The sequence below is a fragment of the Nitrincola salilacus genome, from assembly GCF_046271865.1.
GTDB lineage: Bacteria > Pseudomonadota > Gammaproteobacteria > Pseudomonadales > Balneatricaceae > Nitrincola > Nitrincola salilacus.
The window spans coordinates 4,039,300-4,065,612 of record NZ_CP176580.1; the positions used below are offsets into that span (position 1 = coordinate 4,039,300).

Consider the following 26,313-nt stretch of genomic DNA (forward strand, 5'->3'; position numbering starts at 1 on the left):
CCGATTTTTAGCAGAAGTTGTGTTTGCCTATATATCTTTCACCAGACGCAGCGCATCATAGATCGCGGCATGGGTGTTGCGGGCCGATACAGCGTCCCCGATCCGGAACAGCCGAAACTGCCCATCGGGTGCTGCTGGTTGTGGGCGACCGGCAATCAGGGCATCGTAATCGACTTCGCCCTTATTGGCAGACTGGACCTTGAGATCAAAGTACAACTCATCCAGTGGCAGGGTGCCATGGTTGACCACAACCTGATCAATATGCCGTTCCTTGATGACGCCACCATAATCACTGCCGACCCGCGCCAGCAGTCCCGCTTGATCCCGCACGACGCTGTGCAACCGGAAGGTCACGGTAAAAGTGACATCCAGTGGTTGCAGACTGCGCATATAGGGCACCAGATTCATCGCCATCACCTCGGGGGCAAAAGATCGATCTGGTGTCATCACTTCCACTTTGGCACCACTGGCTGCCAGCACTTCGGCAGCCTGCAGCGCGGCATGGTCACCGGCATCATCAAACAGCAGGACATTCTTGCCCGGTTTGACATCACCGGCGATGATATCCCAGCTTGATACCACCAGTTCATTCCCTTCGCTGAGCACGTCGGTATGTGGCAGACCACCGGTTGCTATGATCACCTCATCCGGTTGTTCGGCCAGCACATCTTCGGCTTCTGCCCAGGTGTTGAAACGGAAGACCACACCCATCTCCTGACACTGCTCCATGCGCCAGTCGATGATGCTCATCATTTCACGGCGGCGTTCGCTCTGTGCTGTCAGTCTGATCTGCCCGCCGGGGTTAGCTGCGGCTTCGAACACCACGACCTCATGCCCTCTTTCTGCGGCCACTCGCGCCGCTTCCAGTCCCGCCGGACCCGTACCGACTACCACAACCTTACGCTTCACTGTCGCGGGCTCGATATCATGCGGCATGGTCAGCTCACGGCCTGTCGCGGCGTTGTGAATGCAGTAGGCTTCGCCCCCCTGATAGATACGATCCAGGCAGAAATTGGCTCCCACACAGGGGCGTATCGACTCTTCGCGACCTTGCAGTATCTTGCGCACGATATGTGGATCGGCCATATGCGCCCGGGTCATGCCAACCATATCCAGCTTGCCGGATTCGATCGCATAACGCGCCGTTGCCAAATCCGGAATCTTGGCGGCATGGAAGGTCGGGAATCCGGTAGCCGCACGCACCTCACCGGCAAAATCCAGATGCGGCGCATTGCGCATCCCTTGCACCGGGATCACGTCGGTCAAACCGGCATCGGTATCGATATGACCACGAATCACGTTCAGAAAATCCACCATGCCGGAGTCTTTCAAGCGATGCGAGATATCCAGACCATCAGCACGGGTCAACCCGCCCGGCAGACATTCATCTGCGGTGTAGCGCACCCCCACGATAAACTCAGAACCGACCCGGGCACGGATCGCACTGAGCACATCAAAGGTGAAGCGCAGGCGGTTATCCAGCGAGCCGCCATAGGGCCCTTCCAACTCATTGGTCAGTGGTGACCAGAACTGATCCATCAGGTGTCCGTAGGCTTGCAGTTCTATGCCATCCATACCACCCGCCTGCATCCGCTCTGCGGCATCTGCATAGTCGCGAATGATCCTATCAATATCCCAGTCTTCCATCTTTTTTGGAAAAGAACGATGCGAGGCCTCACGATGATGTGACGGTGACACCACCGGCAGCCAGTCTGCCTTGGACCAACTGGTACGGCGGCCCAGATGCGTGAGCTGAATCATCACGGCGGTGCCATGCTCATGACAGGCATCGGTCAGATCCTTCAACCACGGCACCACGTCATCTCTGTAGGCCAGGATGTTGTTGAACACCGGGGGGCTATCGCGCGAGACGGTTGCAGATCCTGCCGTCATCGTCAGCGCCAGCCCAGCCTTGGCCCTCTCGACATGATAGGCACGGTAACGCGCCTTGGGCATGCCATCTTCCGGGTAGGCAGGCTCATGGGATGTCGCCATGATGCGGTTTTTGAGTGTCAGATGCTTAAGCTGATATGGCTGGAGTAGCGGATCTTTGGACATGGTGCCCCCGACAGGTTTTTCTTGATTTAAGGTAGCAGGTTTTGCCAAGACTAGGCTTAATGTACACATGTGTCAATTATATTGACGCTTATGTACATTTTATTGTCTTTCCCGACATATTGTCGTAGTCTTGGCGCGATGAATACTCACCTCCCCCCTTCAGAAACCGGATGGCGTGGTTCGGCCGATATCTGGCTCGAAGCCGCGTATGACACACTGCTCAACAGCGGTGTCGATGCCGTTCGCATCATGCCTCTGGCCAAACAACTGAAACTGTCGCGCACCAGTTTTTACTGGTTTTTCAAAGATAGGGAGGCATTGCTGGAGGCGCTGATCGAGCGTTGGCGACAGAAGAACACCGGCAATCTGATTGCTCAGACTCATGCGTTTGCAGCCAGCATCACCGAGGCCGCGCTGAACCTGTTTGATTGCTGGATTGATAGCGCTCTGTTTGATGATCGCTTTGAGTTCGCCATACGCAACTGGGCGCTGCAGTCCGACGAGGTCGCGAGCGAGATCGCTGATGCTGACCGCCTGCGCCTGACCGCCTTGAAAACGATGTTTGAACGTTATGGTTTTGCTGATGCAGAAGCGGATATTCGTGCACGCACTATCTATCTGACCCAGATAGGCTATATCTCAATGCGTACTGAGGAGAGCCTGGCGATTCGCATGGCGCGTATCGCTCGCTATGTGGAAGTGTTCACAGGGCAGCCACCTGGCCCGGCAGAGCTGGAGCGTTTCTTCCATCGGCATCGCTTTCAGCCGTCGGACGATCTGGCGGGCTGAATAACTCAATCGAGAATATCCAATAGGTGCCGCTCTATCCCGAACACATGCTCATCATGATCGACCAGTTCTCGCAGCGCCTGTGCCAGTGACAGGAGATATTCGCTATTGGCCCCACTCGGTCCTGTTGCGCTGGCGATCTGAAGTGCGATATCTCGCTCTGACGCAGCTCCCAGAAAGGCTTCGTTATCCTCGGTGGCGATATACACCAGACCATCCGCTTCGCTGCCATCGGTAAAGGTCATGCGTGTCACGAAGCGCAGATAACCATTCTTCTCTCTGAAATCCAGATGAGCAAACTCTTCAGGTGTGATCAGATATGCCATGCCATGGCAGATCGCGCCGGGTTGCTGAATCAGGGTCACTACCCTCCCCGGCACCTCGACTGTGCCACGATGATCGTGGGAGGCTTGCCAGAAGCGCCTTACCCAATGGCGGATGCTGGCAGGGCGCCGTTCGAGGTAGGGAAAGTCCGCCTTGAAGATGAGCGATCCATAGCCGAACAGCCAGATCTGCTGGTGGCCATCAAAAAGATTCATATCGCGGTTACGCGCCTGAGTATCAGTTGATCTGATCGGCCTGGACATGCTGCTCTGTTTCACTCTTGTCGGTTATCGGCTTTAAATTAACACGTTTGAAAGCCCTGAATGCAGAAAGCCGCCAGAAGGCGGCTTTCATACAGTGCATCAAACGGTGATCAAGCAGTTGATCAGGCGTCGAGGCCGGCAAAGATTTTATCACGGATATCATCCACACTGCCGACACCTTGTACATAAACGTAACGCGGCGCGCCAGCTGAACCTTCTTCATTCCAGCTTTTGTAGTAGTTGATCAGTGGTGCAGTCTGCTCATCATATACACGCAGGCGCTGACGCACAGTGTCTTCCTGATCATCAACACGCTGCACCAGCTCTTCACCGGTGACGTCATCCTTGCCTTCCACTTTGGGTGGGTTAAAGGTGATGTGATAAGTACGCCCGGAACCCGGATGAACGCGACGGCCACTCATGCGCCCGATGATCTCTTCGTTATCAACATCGATCTCGACCACGGCATCGATGATAACACCTGCATTTTTCATCGCATCTGCCTGAGGGATGGTGCGCGGGAAGCCGTCAAACAGGAATCCATTGGCACAATCAGCTTCCTGAATACGCTCCTTGACCAGCCCGATGATGATATCGTCGGATACCAGTTCACCGGCATCCATCACCTGCTTCGCCTGCACACCCAGAGGTGTGCCAGCCTTGACCGCTGCACGCAGCATGTCGCCGGTTGAGATCTGCGGAATACCGAATTTCTCGGTAATATACTGCGCTTGCGTGCCTTTACCGGCACCTGGGGCGCCAAGCAGAATAATACGCATTGAGGGTTTTCTCCTGAATCGTTTTAGAATTCTGTACTTGATACATGCCGATTGATACTCGTGTATCCGGCTCGACGCTCTGCAGGAGCGGAGACCGGCATGTATGTTATATCTGTGTCAGAGTATGACCTTACCTGCCTCGAAGGCATGCGACAATGCGACATTAGCACTACCAATAACCCCACTTTTGACCACAAAAAGTGACTGGAGAGACTACTAAAAGAGCGCCGCATATGTGCCGAAGCTGCTACAAAACCTACCGAGATTACGCCAAAGCAGGTATCAGGATCAACCCTGATCATACAATTAGCCTTAGCCGGTATTCCTCATCCCGGCAGAAATCCCAGCCATTGTCACCATCAGTGCCTTCTCAAGTCGTTGATCCGGTTGGTTTCGGTCTCGATGCAAAAGTTCTGCCTGCAGAAAGTGCAGTGGATCCAGATAGGGATTTCTGACATCGATCGATTGTCGAATCATCGGGCTGGATTCCAGCAGTTGATCACACTCTTTAATCTGTTTGACCAGCGCCACCGTTTGCATCAGGCGATCACGCAGGCTCGCACCAAGCACCTTGAGTTCATCGGAGACCAGGCGTTTTTCATAGTAGTAGGCGATACTGACATCCGCCTTGGCCAGTACCATTTCCAGCATATCGATATTGGTGCGGAAAAAAGGCCAGGTATCGTACATCGCCTGCAGCTCCTTCAAACGCCCCTGCTCTATCGCTTCACCCAAGGCCGTGTCGGAACCCAGCCAGGCAGGCAGCAGCAGACGAATCTGGGTCCAGGCAAATATCCAGGGGATGGCACGCAGGCTCTCAACACCGCCATCCACACGCCGTTTTGCAGGGCGTGACCCCAGCGGCAACTTTGCCAATTCCTGTTCCGGTGTCACGGCACGGAAATAGGGTACGAACTGTGGATCTTCACGTACGACAGAGCGATAGCCGGTTAAACCCGCCTGTGCCAGTTGATCCATCTGTTTGCGCCAGCTCTCCTGTGGCAATACTGTCGGCGAAAGCGTCGCCTTGAGCACTGCCCCGGTATAGAGCTCCAGATTACGTACTGCAATCTCGGGCACACCGAACTTGAAGCGGATCATTTCGCCCTGTTCGGTAACGCGCAGAGATCCGGCTACAGAACCCGGTGGCTGCGACAGAATTGCCGTATGGCTGGGGCCGCCGCCACGACCGACCGTGCCACCGCGACCATGGAAAAGTGTGAGGTGAACGCCATGCTGCGCACAGATAGCTGTGAGTGATTCCTGTGCTCGATACTGTCCCCAGGCGGCGGCCAGTTGCCCGGCATCCTTGGATGAGTCCGAATAGCCGATCATCACTTCCTGCAGGCCATGTGTATAGCGCTTGTACCAGTCTATTTTGAGCAACTGATCGATACAGTCAGGGCCGCCATCCAGGTCGTCCAGAGTCTCAAAAAGAGGCACGACCCGCATGTCGTGGCTGACACCCAGTTCACGCAGCAGCAGAATCACCGCCAGCACATCTGAAGGTTTGCTGGCCATGGAGATGACATAGGAGCCCAGCGCCATTTCAGGAGTCTGAGCCACCACCTGACAGGTATCCAGCACCTCCTGTACATTCGGTGAGGGGGCCCAATGGCGCGGCAGCAATGGTCGCTCGGACTCCAGTTCACGCAGCAGGAACGTTTGTTTATCTTCCTCCGACCAGTCGGAGTAGCAACCGAGCTGATAGAACTCAGTCAGTTCATCAAATACTTCGGCATGGCGGTCGGCGTTCTGACGAATATCCAGCCGTACCAGATAGAGCCCAAAGCACGCGATGCGTCGAATCAGATCTTCCAGATGACCTGCCGCAATTTTTCCCATACCGCATTCAGTCAGGGAGCGATGGCACAGCAGCAGGGGCTCCAGCAGTTCCTCCTGTGAGTGGATCCAACCGACATAACTGGCTTCGCCCCCCCGCAGTATACGCTCGATACCGTCACGCGTCTGATAGAGTGCATGGCGCAGATTGCCCAGCGCGGCGCGATAGGGTTCAGCCGCCTGACCAACCACGGCTCTGAGCTCGGCACTGGCTTCATACATTGAAAGCTCGGCGCGCAGTTCGTCAACGTCACGCCCATAAAGATCGGCTGCCATCCAGCGCGCCAGCATCAATACTTCGCTGGTGACACGGGCGGTGACGTTGGGGTTTCCGTCGCGGTCCCCACCCATCCAGGATGAGAAGCGCAGTGGTGAGCAGCGCAGATCAAGCCCACTTCCCAACTGCTCTTTCAGTTCGCCATCCAGGCGGCGGAAGAACTGCGGTACGGCATTCCACAGTGAGTTCTCGATCACTGCAAAACCCCATTTGGCTTCTTCTATCGGGGTCGGGCGCTGCAGGCGTATTTCGTTGGTGTGCCAGATCTGGCTGATCAGTTGATCCAGGCGCTCACTTACCGGCTCATGGCGATCCAGACCCTTGAGGCAGTCGGTGATCGAATCATATTTCTGTATCAGGGTGCGGCGATTGACCTCGGTCGGGTGAGCGGTGAGGACCAGATCCACCTTCATGCCACACAGAGTCGAGATGATTGCGTCGGGCTCAATACCTGATTCGACCAGATCGCTGATCAAGGTACCCAACCCATCCGGGCCATCCTGAAACTGGCTATCGAAACGACGGCGAACGCGGTGGTGCTCCTCAGCAATGTTAGCGAGGTTAAGAAACTGTGTGAAAGCTCGCGCCATCGGCAGCACTTCATCTTCACTGAGTGCGCCGATCGCCTTGAGCAGTTCCTGGTGCTGCGGCTTCTCGTCAACACGTCCCTCTTTGGCGAGGCGACGGATATGCTCAACCTTATCCAGAAACGCTTCTCCGTGATGAGATGCAATCGTCAGCCCGAGGCTTTCTCCGAGCATGCGTACATCATCACGCAACGCTTCATGCAGATCACTCATATCCGTTTCTCCTGTGTGAAGTTGATAGCACAACAATCAACCCCTGATATCACTGTCCTGTCAGGGATTCAACACAAGATAGTAACCGATTACGCGATTGCAGCAAATGGCGCAGGTGATCATGCTGCCTGAGATTATCGTTCAGCTCCCTGACAGCTCAGGTTGACAGGTCTGTTCTGAGCTGCTGGCGCAACATGAATTTCTGAATTTTCCCGGTTGAGGTGGTCGGCAGCGGCCCGAAGATGACTTTTTTAGGCACTTTGAAGCGGCTGATATTCTCCCGACAGAAGGATATGAGGGCATCTTCGCTCAACTGACTGCCGGCACGCAGCTGGATGAAAGCGGCAGGGACTTCACCCCACTTGTCATCTGCCATCGCCACAACAGCAGCGATTTCTACATCACTGTGCCGCAGAAGTATCTCTTCGACCTCCAGCGAGGAGATGTTTTCACCACCCGAGATGATCACATCCTTCAGCCGATCACGGATCTTGATGTATCCATCCGCGTCCACGACGGCCAGGTCACCGGAGTGAAACCAGCCACCGGCAAAGGCTTCGCTGGTGGCGGCTTCGTTACGCAGGTAACCCTTCATGACAATATTGCCCCGGAACATGATCTCGCCTACCGTTTCGCCATCAGCAGGAACCGGTTTCATCGTGACCGGGTCCATCACTGCAATCCCCTCCTGCAAGGGATAAGCCACTCCCTGACGCCCGTTGAGACGGACCCGCTCTTCCAGCGAGTGTTGATCCCAACCGTGCTGTTTTGCACAGACCGAAGCAGGCCCGTAAGTCTCGGTCAGACCATAAACATGGGTGAGGTCGAAGCCGATCTTCTCCATCTTCGCCAGAACTGAGGCTGGCGGCGCTGCCCCTGCTATCAACCCCGATACTTTATGAGTGAACTTTTCCTGTACAGCCACAGCTGCATCAGCAATCATTGAGTGGACGATGGGCGCACCGCAGTAGTGACTGACCTTATGCTGCCTGATCAGCCCCAGGATCATCTCTGGATCGACCCGGCGCAGACAGACATTGGTCCCGCCAATCGCTGCCAGTGTCCATGGGAAGCACCAACCGTTACAGTGAAACATCGGCAATGTCCACAAGTAGACCACATCCTGGGGAAGTGCCCAGGCCAGAACATTGCTGACAGTATTCAGGTAAGCGCCTCGATGGTGGGTCACGACCCCTTTGGGGTTGCCGGTGGTGCCGGAGGTGTAGCCCAGTGCAATGGCATCCCACTCATCGGCTGGCAGTTGCCAGTCCTCCAGCTCCGGCTGCCCGGCCAGCAACAGCTCGTACTCCAGATAACCGATCAAGCGCTCTTCACCCTGACTCGGGTCAGACACGTTGATCACTATGGGCTTTGGCCCCTCCAACCGGGCCAAAGCCTTCTCGACCACGTCCGCGTATTCAGGGTCAACCAACAGTAAGCGCGAGCGGCTGTGATCGAGAATAAAGGCCACGGCTTCCGGATCAAGACGGATGTTGATCGCATTCAACACCGCTCCCACCATGGGCACGCCGAAGTGGGCTTCATACATGGCAGGGACATTCGGCAACATGACAGCCACCGTATCGCCCCTCTTGATACCGAAATGCTTCAGCAGAGATGCCAACCGGGTGCAACGGGCATAGGTCTGCTGCCAGCTGTAGCGGAGCTCATTATAGATCAGGGCCGTCCGATCGGGATAAACGGCAGCAGCTCGCCTGATAAAGCTTAAGGGTGACAAAGAAACATAATTCGCCGCCGTTTTCTCGATCGCATCATTAAATTGGCAAAGATCATTCATGGGCTTACCCCTGTAATTTTAAGAAAGAGCTCATACACCATCCGTGTCAGTGACCCGGCTGCTGCCAGGTAGGTTGACGCTTGCCGAGAAATGCATCGATACCCTCGCCCGCATCTGGGCTCATCATGTTTTCCGCCATCACATTACCGGCAAACTCATAAGCCTCGGCCAGCGCCATCTGCCGTTGAGGATGGAACATGGACTTGCCAAAGCGTACCGCCGCAGGACTCTTGCTCAGAATCTGTGCCACCTTCCCGGCCACGGCAGCATCCAGATCGGCATCTGCAGTGACGCCACTGAGCAAGCCCCACTCCAGAGCAGTCGACGCATCGATAAAGCTGCCGGATATCAGCATGTCGAACGCCCGCTTGGGCGCAATGCTGCGTGACAGCGCCACCGCCGGAGTCGAGCAGAACAGGCCCACATTGATGCCCGACACTGCGAAACTGGCCGACTCGGCAGCGATAGCCAGATCGCAGCTGGCTACCAGTTGGCAGCCTGCCGCCGTGGCCATGCCCTGAACCTTGGCGATGACCGGCACCGGCAGCGCCACGACACTCTGCATCAAGCGACTGCAGTTACGAAACAGCATCTGGTAATAAGCCTGGTCGGGATGAGCACGCATTTCGCGCAGGTCATGACCGGCACAGAATCCCCGCCCGTTGGCAGCGATCACCACACAGCGCACAGCTGGATCTTCGGCAATCGCATCCAACGCTTGTTGCAATGCAGCCAGCATGGATTCGGACAGGGTGTTGAATTTATCGGGACGATTCAATGTCAGATATACAGCCCCCTCTTTATCTTCTCTGAGAAGGATCTTGTCCGTGGATTGACTGTGATTCATATACAGCTCCCGCCAGAAACGGCTGATTAAAGATGATTGATCGTCACTTCGGCGGTGATCGAGTTACGGATAAAACAGTTGCTATGGGCATTCGTGTGAATTCTGGATATCGCTTTGGGGTCTGGAACCTTATCGCCACCGAAAGTGATCTGTGGTGACAACTCAATGCGCGTCACCTCCATCCCTTTTTTATCGTTGCGCTCCAGATAGCCGACCGGATTATCTTCATAGGAGTCGACCTGATAACCCTGGAATTCGGCGATCGCCAGAAAAAACAGCATATGACAGCTGGACACCGCACTGACCAGCATCTGTTCAGGATCTGCGCAGTTTGGATCACCCTTGAACTCAACCGATGCGGAAACATTCACCTGCTGACCACCATTCAACATAACCTGATGATTACGTGAGTAGGTGCCTGCCTCGGATTCATGAGGGTTGCGCTGCCAACTGATAACGGACTGATGTACTGACATGGATACTTCTCCTTGAGCTTGGTAAAAGGCGGCGCTTAATGTCCGGGGAATACAACTGTTTTATTGCCGTTGAGGAAGCAACGCTTCTCGACATGCAACTTGATCGCCTTGGCCAGCATCAGACGCTCGGTGTCACGCCCTTTTGCCACCAGACGCTCTGGCGTATAGGTGTGATCGACCTGCTCCACGCCCTGAGTGATGATCGGACCCTCGTCCAGATCCTCGCTGACGTAATGAGCCGTTGCCCCGACCAGCTTGACGCCCTTTTCATAGGCCTGATGGTATGGCTTGGCACCCTTGAAACCCGGCAGCAAGGAGTGGTGGATATTGATGGCACGTCCGTGAAGTTTCTTGCACATATCCTCGGACAACACTTGCATGTAACGCGCCAGCACAACCAGGTCGGCTTCAGCTTCCTGAATGATCTGCCACATCTGCGCTTCCTGTTGCGCCTTGGTTTCTGCAGTGACCGGCAGGTGGTAATAGGGGATGTTGTACCAGTCAGCCAGCCTTTTCAGATCCGGATGATTGGATATGATCGCCGGAATCTGGATATTAAGCGCACCGGTACTGTGACGATGGAGCAGATCCTGCAGGCAGTGATCATATTTGGATACCAGAATCACCACTTTCTCAGGATTCGACAGATCACGCAGATCCCATTCCATATCAAAGGCCGCAGCTCTGTCGGCAAACTGGTTACGTAGGTCTTCCTCAGAGAACTCATCTCTGCCGACATAATTAAACTCCACACGGAAGAAAAAGCGGCTGGTGTCGGCATCATCAAAGGTATGCATCTCATACGCATAACACTCGTGTCGATAGAGGCTACCGATTATCAGGTCCAGCACACCGAGCTTGGTTGGAGAGCTGCCGGTAAGGATGTAGGTTGTTGTATTTGTATTCATTCTGCTGGTCCTTTCATTATTAGTGTGGTGGCATGACTCACCACAGGAATTACTTGAGCAGAGAAAATGATATGAGAATTCTGTCGATCGAGAGGCCTAAACAGCGCCCGCAAAAGCAGGCAATTGGACTTGTTTTCTGTGGGCTTTAGACTGTTTGGACTAGTGCTGGAAACGGCGCTTTGATTGGGGCTGAAGGCGGTACAAATGGGTTTGAAGGCGGTGAGAGTGGGTTTGACAGGCGGTGCGAAGAGGACTTCGCACACGGCATTCAGTCAGGCGTCAGACCGACAGCCCTTCTGGCTCAGGAAGGGAGTGCATACGGCAACACGCCGTCACGGTATTGGCCAGCAGACAGGCAATGGTCATCGGGCCAACACCTCCAGGTACCGGGGTGATAGCTCCTGCGATCTCTTTGGCGGCATCAAAATTAATATCTCCAACCAGCCGCGTCGAGCCATCTCCCTGCTCAATACGATTAATTCCCACATCAATCACAGTGGCACCAGGCTTGATCCACTCCCCCTGGATGAACAGAGGTCGTCCTACCGCTGCAACAACGATATCGGCACCACGGACTATCTCTTGCAGATTTCGTGTCTTCGAATGGGCAATGGTCACCGTGCAGCTATCTCTCAGCAGGAGTTGAGCCATGGGTTTCCCGACGATGTTTGAACGCCCAATCACCACTGCATTCTGACCCGACAGGTTACCGCAAAACTCACGAAGCAACATCAGGCACCCCAGAGGAGTGCAGGGCACCATGGCCTTCTGCCCGGTTGCAAGCAAGCCAGCATTGGAAATATGGAACCCGTCTACGTCTTTGGCCGAGTCAATCGCATTGATCACCAGAGCCTCGTTGAGGTGCTCCGGCAAAGGAAGCTGCACGAGGATGCCATGCACCTGCGGATCAGCGTTGAGCTGACTGATCAGAGCCAGTAGCTCAGCTTCGGTGGTATCTGCAGAAAGCTTATGTTCATAGGAGTTCATGCCTGCCTCAAGGGTTTGCTTCCCCTTCGAGCGGACATAGATCTGAGAGGCCGGATCCTCACCCACCAGTACTACTGCAAGACCCGGCGTAATACCGTGTTGCTGTTTGAGGTGCGCAACATGTGTGGCTATCCTTTCACGAAGAGTGCCTGCGAACGCCTTGCCGTCGATGATCTGTGCAGTCATATGGTCTCCTATTCAGTTAACGTGTCGTCAGAGGCAGGTCGATGACCAGGCATCAGAATATCCGACACCTGGCCTTTTCGCCTAACCTTCCTCAAAGGATACAGGCCGACCCGCAGCCCCGCCATTCTCCGTGACCCAGTTTGCATTGTTTTCTATCCCGCCCAGCGGAAAGAAATGCACTTGCTCAATACCAAACTCGGGGTGACGAGCCTTATGGATGGCAAGCTCGATCAGTAATTCAGTAGGCTCATAGGGCAGAAGCAGCTTGGTTACATCCTTTGCTCTGCGTTGCAACACCCGCATACTGGGGCCTACTCCGCAGGACACAGCATATTTGATCAGGGTATGAATCTTAGCCGGGCCCGCCAGACCAATATGTATTGGCAGGTGAACCCGCTCAGCCTCCAGACGGTCGGCCCAGGCGATAACCGGAGCCGCCTCGAAACAGAACTGCGTCGTGATCGCCACACTGGCATCCGTGCGCTCGGAAAACGCTTTTTTCCACTTTATGGCCTGCATCACCATTCTGTCTGAGCCATCGGGATCAATATCACGATTACCTTCGGGGTGGCCTGCAACATGCAGATTTGTGAACCCGTCAAAAAGACCCGACTCGAGCATCTGCATCGAATTCTCGAACTCACCCACCGGAGCAGAAAGTCCTCCACCCAACAGCAGAGCCTGTGTGACGCCAACCTCACCCTGATATTGAGCGATCCATTCGGCCAGCTCGGCACGATCCCTGACGATGCGAGCAGGAAAGTGCGGCATGACCGGGAAGCCCTCATTCGCCAGACGCCGTGCGGTACGAATCATATCCTCTATAGGCGTGCCTGCGATATGAGCCACATATACCCGCGTCCCCTTCGGCAGAATATCTCGAAAACTCACCACCTGGTCAGCGGTTCGCGGTATAACCTCAATTGAATAGCCGCTCAGAAAGCTCTCCAGCAGTCGGGATGTCTCATCCTCTGTGCTGTCAGCAGGTTTGTTAAGAAAAGATAACAGCCCCATAATTCTCCCCTGTGTACTGGTGGGTGGTGAGACCCCGTTGTGTGTTGACTGAGATCAGGTTGCCGCGATCTTCTTGTTGGGATCAAAGAAAGGCTTCTCGACAACAGTGGCTGTTGTCATTCCACTTGGTGTCTCGACGTCAAAGCTGGTGCCAGGCGCAGCAAATTCGACACCGACCATCGCCAGCGCAATATTCTGCTCAAGACGCGGAGAAAACACGGCAGAGGTCACCTTGCCAACCTGCATGCCATTTTTTTCCAGTGCCCAGAATCTGGAGTTGGGCCCTGACAGAGCTGGACCATCGATCACCAGACCAACCTGCTTGCGCGACACACCTTCTTCACGAATCCGCTTCAGTGCAGGCTTTCCGATGAAGTCGGCCTCCATATCCAGCTCGACCAGACGATCCAGACCCAGCTCATAGGGATTGGTGTTGATATCCATATCCGCATGGTAGGACAGCATGCCACCTTCAATACGGCGAATAGTTGAGGTGTGGCCCGGCTGAAGACCGAACGGAGCACCAGCTGCCATGATCTTTTCCCACAGTTCATCACCCTTCGAGCCATCCAGCAGATAGAGCTCATAGCCAAGCTCACTTGACCAACCGGTCCGGGATACGATCAGCGGGATACCATCCAGGTCATACTCGCGCAGCCAGTAATAGCGCAGCTCGTTGATGCTGTCGCCGAACAGTGCCTGCATGATTTTTCCGGATTGAGGGCCCTGCAACTGAAGCGGTGACACATCCGGCTCGCGGATGGTGACATCCAGACCGGAATGAACAGCAACGCCTTGCGCCCACAGCAAAATATCGCTGTCAGCCAGAGAGATCCAGAAGCGATTTTCTTCCAGCCGAAGCAGAATGGGGTCGTTCAGTATTCCACCCTCGGCATTGGTGATCAGGACATATTTACACTGCCCTACCGCGCACTTGGACAGATCTCGTGGCGTCAGCATCTGAGCAAATTTTGCCGCGTCGGGACCGGTGATCTCCACCTGGCGCTCAACCGCGACATCGCACAGGATGGCGTTGTTCACCAGATTCCAGAAGTTCTGCTCGGGATCACCGAAGTCGCGCGGGATATACATGTGGTTATATACCGAGAAGCCTTTCGCACCCCAGCGCACGGTCGCATCGAAATACGGTGATTTCCGTATCTGTGTACCAAAGCCAAATTCTTGTTTTTGTGTCTGCTTACTCATTTCCCAACCCTCATGTTGTAAGACCACGCCCAGTGGGTGAGATGACACACCACAGAAAGCGTTTTAACTGAGAAAATGATATGAGAATTACGCCAATAGGGAGGCCTAAACAAAGGCCTCTGAAGCTGACAATCAGACTTGTTTCAGGCATCCTTTAGTCCGTTTGGACTAGTGTTGAAACGAACAGGGAAAATAGCGCTGAGAGGCCCTGATCAACATTACCGGAAGCGACATCAGCGGCAGGCTGGCTGGTGTGCAAATAGATATGAATGTATGCTGCCCTCATACTGCTTATGCTATGCGAATGTATTGGCAAACCGAGCTCATGAAAACATGAAAAAAATGCTACTGGACGCAGTGGATGTCCGAATTTTGAGCGCTGTGCAGCAGCACGGACAAATCAGTAAAACCAGATTGTCAGAACTGGTTAACCTGTCGCCGACACCCTGCTGGCTTCGACTGGAAAAACTCAAAAAGTCCGGCCTGATCACTGGCTATCGCGGAGAAATTGCCATCGATAGAATGCTCGATCTGACCAGGGTTTTTGTTACGGTTTCACTGAAGACCCACAACAGATCTGATTTCGAGCGATTTGAAAAGTGTATTCAGAGTATCGATGAAATCGTGGAGTGCAGCGCAACAGGTGGCGGGTCAGACTATGTGATGAAAGTCATCACCCATAGCCTGCAGGAATTTCAAACCCTGATCGAAGAATTACTCTCAAAAGAGATAGGCATTGAGCGCTATTACATTTACGTTGTGACCAGAAACATCAAATCCACGCCCATTAATCTGTTGAAGTTAATGGATAAAAAGAAAGAATCTGGCGTTTAATATTGCCCTGCACCCATCACGATCCAGAGTGCTGCGAAATCAAAGCCCTATCTTCTTGGCCTGATTCCAGAACTGGTCGAGTTCGTCCAGCGTGAACGCCTGCCAGGGACGACCAGACGCATTCACCTGATCCTCGACATGGCGAAAGCGTCTTTCGAACTTGGCATTGGTACCACGCAGCGCCTGTTCGGGCTCGACCGACAGGTGACGACACAAGTTAACCTGTGCAAAGAGCATATCACCCATCTCATCACGCACAGCCTCATGATCCTGTTCGCGGATCGCCTGCCTCAGTTCAGCCAACTCCTCCTCAATCTTGTCCAGCACTTTGTCTGCTTCGTCCCAGTCGAAGCCCACCTGCGCGGCACGCTTTTGCAGCTTGAGTGCACGATTCAGCGCCGGCAGCGCCTGAGGGATTTCGTCCAGCACGCGATCTCTTGATTTGGCCTGGCGCTCGTTCTGCTTGATGCTTTCCCAGTTCTGGTTAACCTGCCGCTGATCCACCACCTCTGTGGGCCGAACACCATGCAGTTGACCATCAGGGAACACATGCGGATGCCGTCTGAGCAGTTTGCTGACCAATTGATCGATGATCTGAGCAAAATCGAAACGCTTCTCCTCCTGCGCCAGCCGTGCATAAAACACCACCTGAAACAGCAGGTCACCCAGCTCATCCTGCAGGTGGGTCCAGTCGCGCCGCTCGATCGTATCCACCACTTCATACACCTCTTCCAGCGTATGCGGCACAATCGTGTCGAAGGTCTGCTCCAGATCCCAGGGGCAGCCATCCTTTGGATCCCGGAGGCGTTGCATCAGATACAGCAGGTCGTCCAGTGTGTAGCTCAAAACCGGCTCCCGTTACGTTCACGACGGACATCAATCACGTTCGGCAGCTGATTGATCTTGTCCAGCAGGCGGCCCAGCATATCGAGCCGTGCGATCTCGACCGTCATCGACAGACGCGCAATATTGCTCTGCTTGTCGGTCAGGGTATTGGCGGCCAGGATGTTGAATTTCTCATTGGCGAGAATCATCATCACGTCGCGCAGCAGACCCGAGCGGTCATAGGCTTCAATGATGATATCCACAGGATAGGTGGTTTCGCCTGCTTCATCCCAGTCCACTTCAACGATACGACGCGGCTCGCTCTCACGCAGCGCCAGCAGGTTGCTGCAGGCTTCGTGGTGTATCGATACGCCACGCCCCTGAGTGATAAAGCCGACTATCGGATCGCCAGGTACCGGCTTACAGCAGGTAGCCATCACGGTGAGCAGATTGCCGACACCCTGAATTCTGACGCCATCTTTCGATACCCGCCGCTCGGAGCTGCGTGTGCTGGTCAACGCCAGATCAAGCTGCTCGTCGTGATGCGTGATCTCGGGCTCGAACTGCTGCTGCGCCTCGTGAATGATCTGAGAGACACGCAGATCACCCGCACCTACCGCGGCATACATATCCTCGACATTACGGTAGTTGGTGGCAAGCGCGACCTTCTTGAAATCGACCGCCTGCAGCTCCAGCGCCAGGCGACGGAACTCACGCTCCACCATATCCTGACCCGCTTCGGCATTCTGATCCTTAGCCTGCAGCTTAAACCAGTGCGCCACTTTGGCCCTGGCTCTTGAGGTGGTGACAAAGCCCAGGTTGATGTTGAGCCAGTCACGCCGCGGGCGCTCTTCGGCCAGAGTCATGATCTCGACCTGATCACCGGTTTTCAGCTGATAGTTGAGCTGTACGATACGGCCGTTGACCTTGGCACCACGGCAGCGATGACCCACTTCGGTATGTACGCGATAGGCAAAATCGACTGGCGTGGCACCCGCCGGCAGATCTATGACATGACCATCGGGCGTGAACACATACACGCGATCCTGTACCACATCGCCACGCAGAATATCCTGCAGCCCTTCGCTCTCGCCGAGATCTTCATGCCATTCGAGTACCTGTCGCAGCCAGGCGATCTTCTCTTCATAACCATCTTTGCGGGCCCGCAGATCGGTACCCTTGTAGAGATGGTGAGCACAGACACCCAGTTCGGCCTCTTCATGCATGTTGAAGGTACGAATCTGAATCTCCAGCACCTTGCCTTCGGGGCCAAACACCGCGGTATGCAGTGACCGATAACCATTGGGCTTGGGAGATGCAATGTAGTCATCAAACTCGTTAGGGATGTTGCGCCAGAGTCCATGCACAATACCCAGCACTGTGTAGCAGTCGCGGATTTCGGGCACCAGCACGCGCACCGCCCGCACATCATAGACCTGATTGAACTCGATGTTCTTACGCTGCATCTTCCGCCAGATGCTGTAGATATGCTTGGCGCGCCCTTCCACATCACCAGCGATGGAGGCATCGCCAAGGCGTTGTGTCAGCATGCTCACCACTTCATTGATAAAGCGCTGGCGATCCAGGCGCTTTTCATCCAGCAGTTGCGCGATATGCTTGTAAGCGTTCGGCTTGAGGTAGCGGAAGGACAGGTCCTCCAGCTCCCATTTGATATGGCCTATCCCCAGGCGATGAGCCAGTGGGGCATAGATATCGAAAACTTCGCGAGCGACCAGATAGCGCTTCTTGCGTGACCCATCCTTGACGCTACGGATGGCACAGGTACGCTCGGCGATCTTGATCAGTGCAACGCGCACGTCGTCGATCATTGCCACCAGCATCTTGCGCAGGTTATCCACCTGGCCGCCACTGTCGCCCAGCACACCGCTTTCGCTGCGTGGGTTCTTGCGCGTTCCGATCGCAGCCATCTGCAACACGCCGCTGATCAGGCCGGATATCTCGTCACCGAAGCGCTTGCGAATATCGGCCAGTTGCAACCTGTGTTCACGCACGGCACGGTACAGCACCGCAGCAACCAGCGTCTCCTGATCCTGCTGCAGTTCTGCCAGTATCTGAGCCATCTCAAGGCCGGTCAGAAAACTCCCGACCCCCTGAGCCCAGACGTCACCTTCGGTGACGGTCGTGTCCTGAGCATATCTGGCCAGTTCACATGCAGCCAGCAGCTGCTCGGGATTCTCTATCTGTACATGTTGCCTGATCTGCTGCAACCATAGATCGAGATCGATGCTGCCGTCTTCACGTACCGACTGCTCTTCACGTACTTTGACCATGTTAAACGCGCAACTCCTGATACCTCATCAGCCACTGGGTCGAAATTGTCAGCCATTTCCGGACTCACGTCTATTCCCAAAAAGTTCCGGTTCGATGGGAAACGTATATCCGCTCATCTGCGACAGGTATTCATCGCAGGTGTGGTAATTTTAGCTGTTCTGACACAGTGGAGCTAATGAGTTCATTTTATTATGACCTTCCCTGGTAACTGAATGAGCCCACTATGGGGCTCTTCAATCAGGCCGGATTAAAAACACCTGTGGAGAGATAGCGATCCCCTCGATCACAGATAATGCAGACGATCGTGGCGTTTTCAACCTCTTGTGCCAGCCTCAATGCACCGGCGACCGAGCCGCCTGAGGAAACGCCTGCAAAGATACCTTCCATCTGCGCCAGTTGACGCATTGTCTGCTCAGCTTCCTGCTGAGAAATATCCAGCACTTTATCGACACGAAAGCTCTGATAAATCCGTGGCAGATAAGCTTCTGGCCAGCGCCGGATACCGGGAATCTGAGATCCTTCGGCAGGCTGCAGGCCCACGATGCAGATATCCGGGTTTTGCTCCTTCAGATAGCGAGACACACCCATGATGGTGCCGGTAGTGCCCATGGAGCTGACAAAGTGAGTGATCTGACCGGACGTCTGCTGCCAGAGCTCTGGCCCTGTACCGCGGTAATGGGCCTCTGGATTATCCGGGTTGGAGAACTGATCCAGCACGCGTCCTTTGCCTTCGGCTTGCATCTCCAGCGCCAGATCGCGTGCACGCTCCATCCCTTCTGCCTGACTGACTTCAATCAGCTCAGCGCCATAAGCGGTCATCGCGGCTTTGCGTTCGGCACTCATATTGGCCGGCATGATCAGCTTAAGAGGGTAGCCCTTGATCGCAGCCGCCATCGCCAGTGCAATACCTGTGTTGCCAGATGTTGCTTCTATCAGCGTATCGCCCGGTTTGATGTCGCCGCGCTCTTCGGCCAGCGTAATCATGCTCAGCGCCGGACGATCCTTGACGGAACCTGCCGGATTGTTACCCTCAAGCTTACACAGCACCGTATTATTGTTGGCTACCGGGATTCGCTGCAAACGAACCAGAGGAGTGTTTCCAACGCAATCGGCTATCGTAGGGTATTGAATTTGCATAATTAATTCCAAAAACCTGTGTATGGATACCGGGGTTTTTCAGCCACCAAAGCTAATCCCTAGTAAATTAGTCGGAAATAATACCAGTGAGACCCCAACGGCTCAAGCTGGTTCATCCTTCTGCAATCACGGTTGCTGCCACCAGGTCACGCTCATCACTGTAGGAGAGATGCCAGTGGCTTATTCCCTTCTGCTGCGCAATCTCTGCCGCATGACCTGTCACCGTCAGACTTGGCTTGCCCAGATCATCATGGCTGATACTCAGCTGTTGCCAGCCGACGCCATGACCGATACCTGTTCCCAGGGCTTTGACAGCTGCTTCTTTCGCGGCAAATCTTTTAGCCAGAAATCGCGGCTGATCCGTCTGCTGCAGAAAGAGATCATACTCCTTCTGCGTCAGAATGCGCTGAGCCAGTCGCGGCGTGCGGGTCAGCGCCTGTTCGATGCGAGCGATCTGAAGAATGTCGAGGCCAAGACCAAGAATCATGCGCGCAACTGATCCCGCTGCGCTTGCACCCGCTGCTGTGTCGCCTGCATCAGTTGCTGCATCTCTTCGACCGCCTGACGCAAGCCGGTGAACAGCGCCCGGGCAATAATCGCATGGCCGATGTTCAACTCATTGATTTCGGGGATCTCGGCAATCGCTTCGACATTGTGATAATGCAAACCATGGCCGGCATTCACTATCAGCCCCTGCTTCCAGGCGTAGGCTGCAGCAGTCTTGATACGAGCCAATTCAGCCTGCGCCTCTGCCAGGGTATGAGCGTCCGCAAAAGCCCCTGTGTGCAGTTCAATGGCAGGCGCTCCGCAACGCACGGCAGCATCAATCTGGAAAGAGTCGGGGTCGATAAACAGAGAGACTTCGCTACCGGCCGCACCGAGTGTTTCACATACCTGCAGGATCTGCGCCTCATGTCCTGCCACGTCCAACCCGCCTTCGGTCGTCAGCTCTTCACGTTTTTCAGGTACCAGACAGACATGTGCAGGTTCAATCTCCAGTGCAAATGCCAGCATCTCGTCGGTAATCGCAATCTCGAGATTCATGCGTGTCTGCAGCACCTGAGCCAGAATACGAATATCACGCTCCTGGATATGGCGGCGATCTTCGCGCAGATGAACAGTAATACCATCGGCCCCCGCCTCTTCTGCCATCAGAGCGGCCTGAACCGGATCTGGATAACGCGTTCCACGCGCCTGACGCAGTGTGGCGATGTGATCTATGTTCACACCCAGTAACAGACGATTTGGATCGATCACGTTGTTCTCCTTGAGGATTGGAATAGCGCACGGCTTTGCAATGGGCGATCACCCAACAGCACCGTCAACGCTTCACGCATCAGATGTTTGGCACAGCGCCGCACATCTGCCTGCTCATATTCGTCACGGGAAATCGCCTGCAGACAATGTCCCGGATAGATCTGCCGCTCACCAGACGTTGATTCTATCAGACCCTGATCAGGATCAAAGCGATAGAAGGCGCCCGCTTCGCACCTGTTCAAGGCCAGCTCATAGCCCAGCTCTTCGAGTAGCTGACGCTCAAACAGGCGCAGCGCCGATTCGATATCATCGCCGGATGCGAGCTGGTTCAGCACATAGGTATAAAAGAGATAGAGCCGGGGGTGGGGGTCTTCCGGTTGCAGCAGTCGCTGCAGCAGCTCGTTAACATAGAGTCCGCACAGCAGCGCATTTCCCTGCAGGGGTGTTGTGGCCATAGCCAATTCTGACTGACTCAGTGATTTGAGCTCATGCCGCCCCGACCAGCTGATCTGCATCGGCTGAAAGGGCTGGAGAAGGAAGCGACGACGAGAGCCAGCACGGCGAACGCCCTTGGCAACCGCCGTGATACGGCCATACTCCAGTGTGAAGAAATCCACCAGCATACTGGTTTCCCGATAGGGTCTTCCATGCAGCACAAAGGCTGCCGTCAGCTCAACGCGCTGGCGCATCACTCATGCCTGTAGCCCAGACTGCGTAGCGCACGCTCGTCATCCGACCAGCCACGACGCACCTTGACCCAGAGATTCAGCATCACCTTGGATTCGAACATGCGCTCTATATCCAGCCGCGCATCGCGCCCGATGGTTTTGAGACCGGCGCCCTTGTCACCGATGACAATTCGCTTCTGGCCTTCACGCTCAACCAGAATCAGTGCACTGATGGTCAGCAACTGGCTGGTCTGCGAAAATTCTTCGATCTCGACCGTGAGGCCATAAGGCACTTCCTCACCCAGATTACGCATCAGTTTTTCACGCACGATCTCTGCAACGACAAAACGTGAGCTGCGGTCTGTGATCTGATCCTCATCAAACATATGAGGCCCTTCGGGCAGATACTTGTGCACCAGTGCTTCAAGCTCAGGGACGTTATGCCCACGCTTGGCAGACAGCGGCAGCAACGCAGTAAACTCCCGCTTGGCCGACCACTCTTCCAGCTTCGGCAGCAGATCCGCCTTATCCTTGAGCTGATCCACCTTGTTCACAGCCAGTATCACCGGGCACTGAATATGCTCCAGTTTGCTGAGGACGATATCATCTTCGACCGTCCACTTGGTGCGATCAACAAGGAAGATCACCAGATCCACATGACGCAGCGCCTGCGAAGCTTCTTTGTTCATGAAGCGATTCAGCGCCTTGCCCTGAGCATCATCATGCATGCCAGGTGTATCAACATAGATCACCTGATCAGCACCTTCAGTCTTGATTCCCAGAATCTGCTGACGCGTGGTCTGCGGTTTGTCTGACGTGATACTCAGTTTCTGACCCAGAATATGATTCAGCAGAGTGGATTTGCCGACATTGGGACGGCCGATAATCGCCACGTAACCGCAACGACTCACTTGAGGTTGCTCTGCTTCAAACTCTTCATTCTTGTCTGTCATGCTGATGCTTCCTGTTTGATAGCCACCAGCATGGCTCGGGCAGCTTCCTGCTCAGCCTGGCGTCGACTGTTACCAACACCCTCGGTCGGGGAAGGCTGCAGTGAAATGTGACAGCGGATATGGAATGTCTGTGAGTGTGCTTCACCGTCAACGCTGACCAGCTCATATTCGGGCAGTTCCAGTCGTCTGGATTGCAGAAACTCCTGCAGACGAGTTTTGGAATCCTTGACTGAGCCTTCAAGGTCCAGCGCATTCAGGCGCGCCTCAAACCAGCGCAGGATATACTCACGCGCCTTATCAAGACCAGCATCCATATAGATGGCACCGATGACCGCCTCGACAGAGTCTGCAAGAATCGAATCGCGCCGGAACCCGCCGCTTTTCATCTCGCCTGAACCCAGACGCAGATAATCACCGAAGTTCAGTTCGCGTGCGACCTCGGCAAGCGTTTCACCTTTCACCATCATGGCGCGAAGGCGGCTCAACTGCCCTTCTCGGGCACCCGGAAAACGCTGATAAAGATCATCGGCAATAACAAAGTTGAGAATCGAGTCACCCAGAAACTCCAACCGCTCATTATTGCGGTTACCGCAACTGCGATGTGTCAGTGCCAGCTCAAACAGGGACTCGGTGGCAAATGTGAGGCCCAGTCGACGGGCCAGTTCAGATACAGGTTTTATCAAGGCTTTCTAACTTCGTAAATCTCTTCAAATTTAACCACGGCATCGACGTTATAAAACATCGGTACTCTGATCTCGTAAATCAGCTCAAACTTGACCATACCCGACTGATCGGTAATTTTCAGAGCATCCTGACTGGGCAGTGATACCTGATTGATCAAGAATTTGCGGTTGATATTCTGTCGAATCTGCGCAGGCGTTCTGGCCAGCTCTTCGTTGTCTTCAGTTGTGGCCTTGACGACAGAATTGATTGTGGCGTGATCCCAGTAGGCGGGATAGAGTTTGAAACCAACCGTCAGGAAAATACCAACGACAATCAGAACTGACAGTACACCGAAAAAGGTGGCTCCACGCTGCGATCTATAGTGACCTGTTTTCATCACTCACTCCTATTGAATTCGACGAATAATGCTGAAGTCTGGCAGACTGAAGAAGTTATCCCAATGCATCCAGACCGCAACCGCTTTTCCGACTAACAGATCTTCAGAAACAAATCCCCAGTAACGGCTGTCATTGCTATTATCCCTGTTATCGCCGACAAAGAAGTAATGCCCCTCCGGGACAACCCATTGTCCGCTCATTGATGCCCGACCCAGGTCTTGATAAACCTGATGTGCAACATCGCCGAGTGTCTCACGCAGCAACAGCACCTCGGGATTATTCGGCGGCAGCCTTGCAATCAACTCAAGGTTGATCTCTTCACCGTTGATGTACATGACTTTATCATGATAGGTCACGGTGTCGCCCGGCAAGCCGATCACTCTCTTAATATAGTTAATAGAGGGCTGTTTAGGATAGCGGAAAACGGCCACATCGCCTCTTTCAGGATCATTTATCTCCACAAACCGCTTATTCAGAACTGGCAGACGCAAGCCATAGTGGAATTTATTGACCAGAATGAAGTCACCGACCTCCAGTGTCGGCAACATCGAACCCGATGGGATCTGAAAAGGTTCGTAGAGAAATGAGCGCAGCACCAACACAACAGCCAGTACCGGAAACAGTGATCTAGCTGTATCGGCCCAACCCGGCTGACGCAATATTGCCGTCATGGCCTCGTCAGGCAACTCGCCACGTTCAGCTTTCACCTCTGCGAGCTTACGGCGCCTGCCCGGCGCGAGCATCAATGTATCGATCAACCAGAGCAAGCCGGAAATAAACGTAGCCAGTACCAGAATCAGTGCGAAGTCAAAGTCCATTGAAGCCTCAGTTATCTACTTTCAGAACAGCCAGGAAGGCATCCTGTGGGATCTCGACACGCCCGACCTGTTTCATCCGTTTTTTACCCTCCTTTTGCTTGGAGAGCAGTTTTTTCTTACGACTGACGTCACCACCATAGCATTTTGCCAACACGTTCTTGCGCAGTGCCTTGACGGTTGTACGTGAGATGATCTTACCACCGATAGCCGCCTGAATCGCAACATCAAACATCTGACGTGGGATCAGTTCCTTCATTTTTTCACACAGCAGTCGACCACGGTAAGCAGCATTATCCTTATGCAGAATAACAGCCAATGCATCAACCTTTTCGCCATTGATCAGTATATCCAGACGGACCAGGTTGGCCGCCTCAAAACGCTGAAAGTGGTACTCCAGTGAAGCATAGCCACGGCTGGCAGATTTCAGGCGATCGAAGAAATCGAGTACCACTTCAGCCATCGGCATTTCGTAGGTGACCTGTACCTGTCGACCGACAAACTGCATGTTCTTCTGAATACCGCGTTTATCCACGCACAGACCAATAACCTGACCCAGATAGTCCTGCGGTACCAGAATATTGGCCAACACAATCGGTTCGCGCATCTGTTTGACACTGCCTGGATCCGGTAGCTTGGATGGGCTGTCTATGTGAATCACTTCGCCGTTGTTGAGCTCCAGCTCGTAAACAACCGTTGGCGCGGTAGTAACCAGATCAAGATCATACTCACGCTCGAGTCGCTCCTGAATAATTTCCATGTGCAGCATACCAAGGAAGCCGCAACGAAAACCGAACCCGAGGGCATCGGAGGTTTCAGGTTCGAAAAACAGTGATGCATCGTTAAGCGTCAGTTTATCCAGCGCCTCACGGAAATCAGCATAATCATCGGCGCTGGTGGGAAAGAGTCCGGCATAGACCTGCGGCTGTACCTTTTTGAAACCCGGCAGACTATCAACATCAGGCGTTTTGGCCAGTGTCAGCGTATCGCCGACAGGTGCGCCATGGATATCCTTGATACCGGCTACAATAAAACCTACTTCGCCGGCACTCAGTGATGGCGTCGGCAGCCGCTTCGGTGTAAACACACCAACTTCATCCACCATGAAGGTCTGACCGGTGGATTTCACCAGAATCTTATCCTTCTTGCGCAGCGTACCTTCCTTGACGCGCACCAGCGACACGACACCCAGATAGTTATCAAACCAGGAGTCGATGATCAGTGCCTGCAGAGGCTTGTCGATATCGCCAACTGGCGGCGGTATGACGCGAATCAGTTCATTCAGAACATCCTCAACACCCAGCCCTGTTTTGGCCGAACAGGTGATGGCGTCCGTCGCATCGATACCGATCACTTCTTCTATCTCGGCGCGAACACGATCCGGCTCTGCCTGGGGCAGATCGATCTTGTTCAAGATCGGCAGTACCTCAAGCCCCTGCTCAATCGCCGTGTAGCAGTTGGCAACTGACTGAGCTTCAACGCCCTGTGCCGCATCGACAACCAGCAGCGCACCCTCGCAAGCAGCCAGAGAGCGGGAGACTTCGTAGGAGAAATCAACATGCCCCGGTGTATCGATAAAATTCAACTGATAGGTTTTACCATCACGCGCTTTATAATGCAGCGTAACACTCTGGGCCTTGATCGTGATTCCACGTTCACGCTCGATATCCATCGAGTCCAGCACCTGCTCAGACATTTCGCGACTGGACAGGCCATCACACTGCTGAATAAAACGGTCAGCCAGTGTCGATTTACCATGGTCGATATGTGCGATGATTGAAAAATTACGAATATGGTCCAGATTACTCACAGTCTAGTCTCAGTCAGTGTCCACAGAGCAAGATGCCCACAACAAGCGCGATAGTCTACCTTATTCGCCCAGTTTCAGCTATCTACTGAGCCCTTGAGTGATGCAAT

General features: G+C 54.1%; 24 protein-coding genes. 2 read left to right on the forward strand and 22 right to left on the reverse strand.

The features are described 5' to 3' along the window. Window positions 1-27: 27 nt before the first annotated feature. Entirely contained in the window at window positions 28-2,058 is a 2,031-nt protein-coding gene (locus tag ACK3CJ_RS18615) for an FAD-dependent oxidoreductase (protein ID WP_409523703.1), read from the reverse strand. Window positions 2,059-2,196: 138 nt separating this feature from the next. Here ACK3CJ_RS18615 and ACK3CJ_RS18620 point away from each other — a divergent pair, with 138 nt between their 5' ends. Next, entirely contained in the window at window positions 2,197-2,847 is a 651-nt protein-coding gene (locus ACK3CJ_RS18620) for a TetR/AcrR family transcriptional regulator (RefSeq protein ID WP_409523704.1), read from the forward strand. Between the two features lie 5 nt (window positions 2,848-2,852). Here the strand turns inward: ACK3CJ_RS18620 and ACK3CJ_RS18625 are convergent, their stop codons facing one another. The 10 genes from ACK3CJ_RS18625 to ACK3CJ_RS18670 form a co-directional block, all read right to left on the reverse strand. Further along, the gene (locus ACK3CJ_RS18625; protein ID WP_409523705.1) at window positions 2,853-3,434 is read right to left on the reverse strand and encodes a gamma-glutamylcyclotransferase; all 582 of its coding nucleotides are present in this window, start codon (window positions 3,432-3,434) and stop codon (window positions 2,853-2,855) included. Between the two features lie 122 nt (window positions 3,435-3,556). After that, window positions 3,557-4,213, reverse strand: coding sequence for an adenylate kinase (gene adk, locus ACK3CJ_RS18630; protein ID WP_409523706.1), 657 nt, complete (start codon window positions 4,211-4,213; stop codon window positions 3,557-3,559). A gap of 312 nt (window positions 4,214-4,525) precedes the next feature. Beyond that, the gene (gene ppc / locus ACK3CJ_RS18635) at window positions 4,526-7,132 is read right to left on the reverse strand and encodes a phosphoenolpyruvate carboxylase (RefSeq protein WP_409523707.1); all 2,607 of its coding nucleotides are present in this window, start codon (window positions 7,130-7,132) and stop codon (window positions 4,526-4,528) included. A 157-nt stretch (window positions 7,133-7,289) separates the two neighbouring features. Continuing rightward, complete coding sequence (locus ACK3CJ_RS18640; protein ID WP_409523708.1) at window positions 7,290-8,930, reverse strand: acyl-CoA synthetase; 1,641 nt, start codon at window positions 8,928-8,930, stop codon at window positions 7,290-7,292. A gap of 46 nt (window positions 8,931-8,976) precedes the next feature. Then, on the reverse strand, window positions 8,977-9,777 hold the full coding sequence (locus tag ACK3CJ_RS18645) for an enoyl-CoA hydratase (RefSeq protein WP_409523709.1): 801 nt from the start codon (window positions 9,775-9,777) through the stop codon (window positions 8,977-8,979). Window positions 9,778-9,803: 26 nt separating this feature from the next. Next, complete coding sequence (locus tag ACK3CJ_RS18650) at window positions 9,804-10,253, reverse strand: OsmC family protein (RefSeq protein ID WP_409523710.1); 450 nt, start codon at window positions 10,251-10,253, stop codon at window positions 9,804-9,806. Between the two features lie 35 nt (window positions 10,254-10,288). Next, the gene (gene purU, locus ACK3CJ_RS18655) at window positions 10,289-11,161 is read right to left on the reverse strand and encodes a formyltetrahydrofolate deformylase (RefSeq protein ID WP_409523711.1); all 873 of its coding nucleotides are present in this window, start codon (window positions 11,159-11,161) and stop codon (window positions 10,289-10,291) included. Window positions 11,162-11,440: 279 nt separating this feature from the next. After that, entirely contained in the window at window positions 11,441-12,334 is an 894-nt protein-coding gene (folD, locus tag ACK3CJ_RS18660; protein ID WP_409523712.1) for a bifunctional methylenetetrahydrofolate dehydrogenase/methenyltetrahydrofolate cyclohydrolase FolD, read from the reverse strand. A gap of 81 nt (window positions 12,335-12,415) precedes the next feature. Further along, window positions 12,416-13,348 carry a methylenetetrahydrofolate reductase gene (locus ACK3CJ_RS18665; protein WP_409523713.1) on the reverse strand — a complete coding sequence of 311 codons (933 nt, stop codon included), beginning with the start codon at window positions 13,346-13,348 and terminating at the stop codon, window positions 12,416-12,418. Between the two features lie 54 nt (window positions 13,349-13,402). Next, window positions 13,403-14,554, reverse strand: coding sequence for a glycine cleavage T C-terminal barrel domain-containing protein (locus ACK3CJ_RS18670; RefSeq protein ID WP_409523714.1), 1,152 nt, complete (start codon window positions 14,552-14,554; stop codon window positions 13,403-13,405). 174 nt (window positions 14,555-14,728) lie between these two features. On the opposite strand from ACK3CJ_RS18670, the gene ACK3CJ_RS18675 reads away from it, so the two are divergent. Beyond that, window positions 14,729-15,388, forward strand: a complete 660-nt coding sequence (locus tag ACK3CJ_RS18675) for an Lrp/AsnC family transcriptional regulator (RefSeq protein WP_409523715.1) — start codon at window positions 14,729-14,731, stop codon at window positions 15,386-15,388. Window positions 15,389-15,427: 39 nt separating this feature from the next. Here ACK3CJ_RS18675 and mazG read toward each other — a convergent pair whose 3' ends face one another. The 11 genes from mazG to lepA form a co-directional block, all read right to left on the reverse strand. Continuing rightward, window positions 15,428-16,234, reverse strand: a complete 807-nt coding sequence (mazG, locus tag ACK3CJ_RS18680) for a nucleoside triphosphate pyrophosphohydrolase (protein ID WP_409523716.1) — start codon at window positions 16,232-16,234, stop codon at window positions 15,428-15,430. Continuing rightward, window positions 16,231-18,504: a GTP diphosphokinase gene (relA, locus tag ACK3CJ_RS18685; RefSeq protein WP_409523717.1), complete on the reverse strand. Its 2,274-nt coding sequence runs from the start codon at window positions 18,502-18,504 to the stop codon at window positions 16,231-16,233. Before relA ends, mazG begins: the two co-directional genes overlap by 4 nt. Before the next feature lie 238 nt (window positions 18,505-18,742). Beyond that, the gene (gene cysM, locus ACK3CJ_RS18690; RefSeq protein WP_409523718.1) at window positions 18,743-19,642 is read right to left on the reverse strand and encodes a cysteine synthase CysM; all 900 of its coding nucleotides are present in this window, start codon (window positions 19,640-19,642) and stop codon (window positions 18,743-18,745) included. 112 nt (window positions 19,643-19,754) lie between these two features. Then, window positions 19,755-20,129, reverse strand: a complete 375-nt coding sequence (gene acpS, locus ACK3CJ_RS18695) for a holo-ACP synthase (RefSeq protein WP_409523719.1) — start codon at window positions 20,127-20,129, stop codon at window positions 19,755-19,757. Beyond that, window positions 20,126-20,896: a pyridoxine 5'-phosphate synthase gene (gene pdxJ, locus ACK3CJ_RS18700; RefSeq protein ID WP_409526619.1), complete on the reverse strand. Its 771-nt coding sequence runs from the start codon at window positions 20,894-20,896 to the stop codon at window positions 20,126-20,128. Before pdxJ ends, acpS begins: the two co-directional genes overlap by 4 nt. Continuing rightward, a complete protein-coding gene (gene recO, locus ACK3CJ_RS18705; RefSeq protein WP_409523720.1) occupies window positions 20,896-21,588 on the reverse strand; it encodes a DNA repair protein RecO in 693 nt (230 codons plus the stop codon). The genes pdxJ and recO overlap by 1 nt, the downstream gene beginning before the upstream one ends. Beyond that, a complete protein-coding gene (gene era / locus ACK3CJ_RS18710) occupies window positions 21,588-22,520 on the reverse strand; it encodes a GTPase Era (protein WP_409523721.1) in 933 nt (310 codons plus the stop codon). The genes recO and era overlap by 1 nt, the downstream gene beginning before the upstream one ends. Then, complete coding sequence (gene rnc / locus ACK3CJ_RS18715; protein ID WP_409523722.1) at window positions 22,517-23,203, reverse strand: ribonuclease III; 687 nt, start codon at window positions 23,201-23,203, stop codon at window positions 22,517-22,519. Before rnc ends, era begins: the two co-directional genes overlap by 4 nt. Further along, window positions 23,200-23,580: a DUF4845 domain-containing protein gene (locus tag ACK3CJ_RS18720; RefSeq protein WP_409523723.1), complete on the reverse strand. Its 381-nt coding sequence runs from the start codon at window positions 23,578-23,580 to the stop codon at window positions 23,200-23,202. Before ACK3CJ_RS18720 ends, rnc begins: the two co-directional genes overlap by 4 nt. 9 nt (window positions 23,581-23,589) lie before the next feature. Beyond that, a complete protein-coding gene (gene lepB / locus ACK3CJ_RS18725) occupies window positions 23,590-24,399 on the reverse strand; it encodes a signal peptidase I (protein ID WP_409523724.1) in 810 nt (269 codons plus the stop codon). A gap of 7 nt (window positions 24,400-24,406) precedes the next feature. Continuing rightward, window positions 24,407-26,197 carry a translation elongation factor 4 gene (lepA, locus tag ACK3CJ_RS18730; protein WP_409526620.1) on the reverse strand — a complete coding sequence of 597 codons (1,791 nt, stop codon included), beginning with the start codon at window positions 26,195-26,197 and terminating at the stop codon, window positions 24,407-24,409. Window positions 26,198-26,313: the final 116 nt, after the last annotated feature.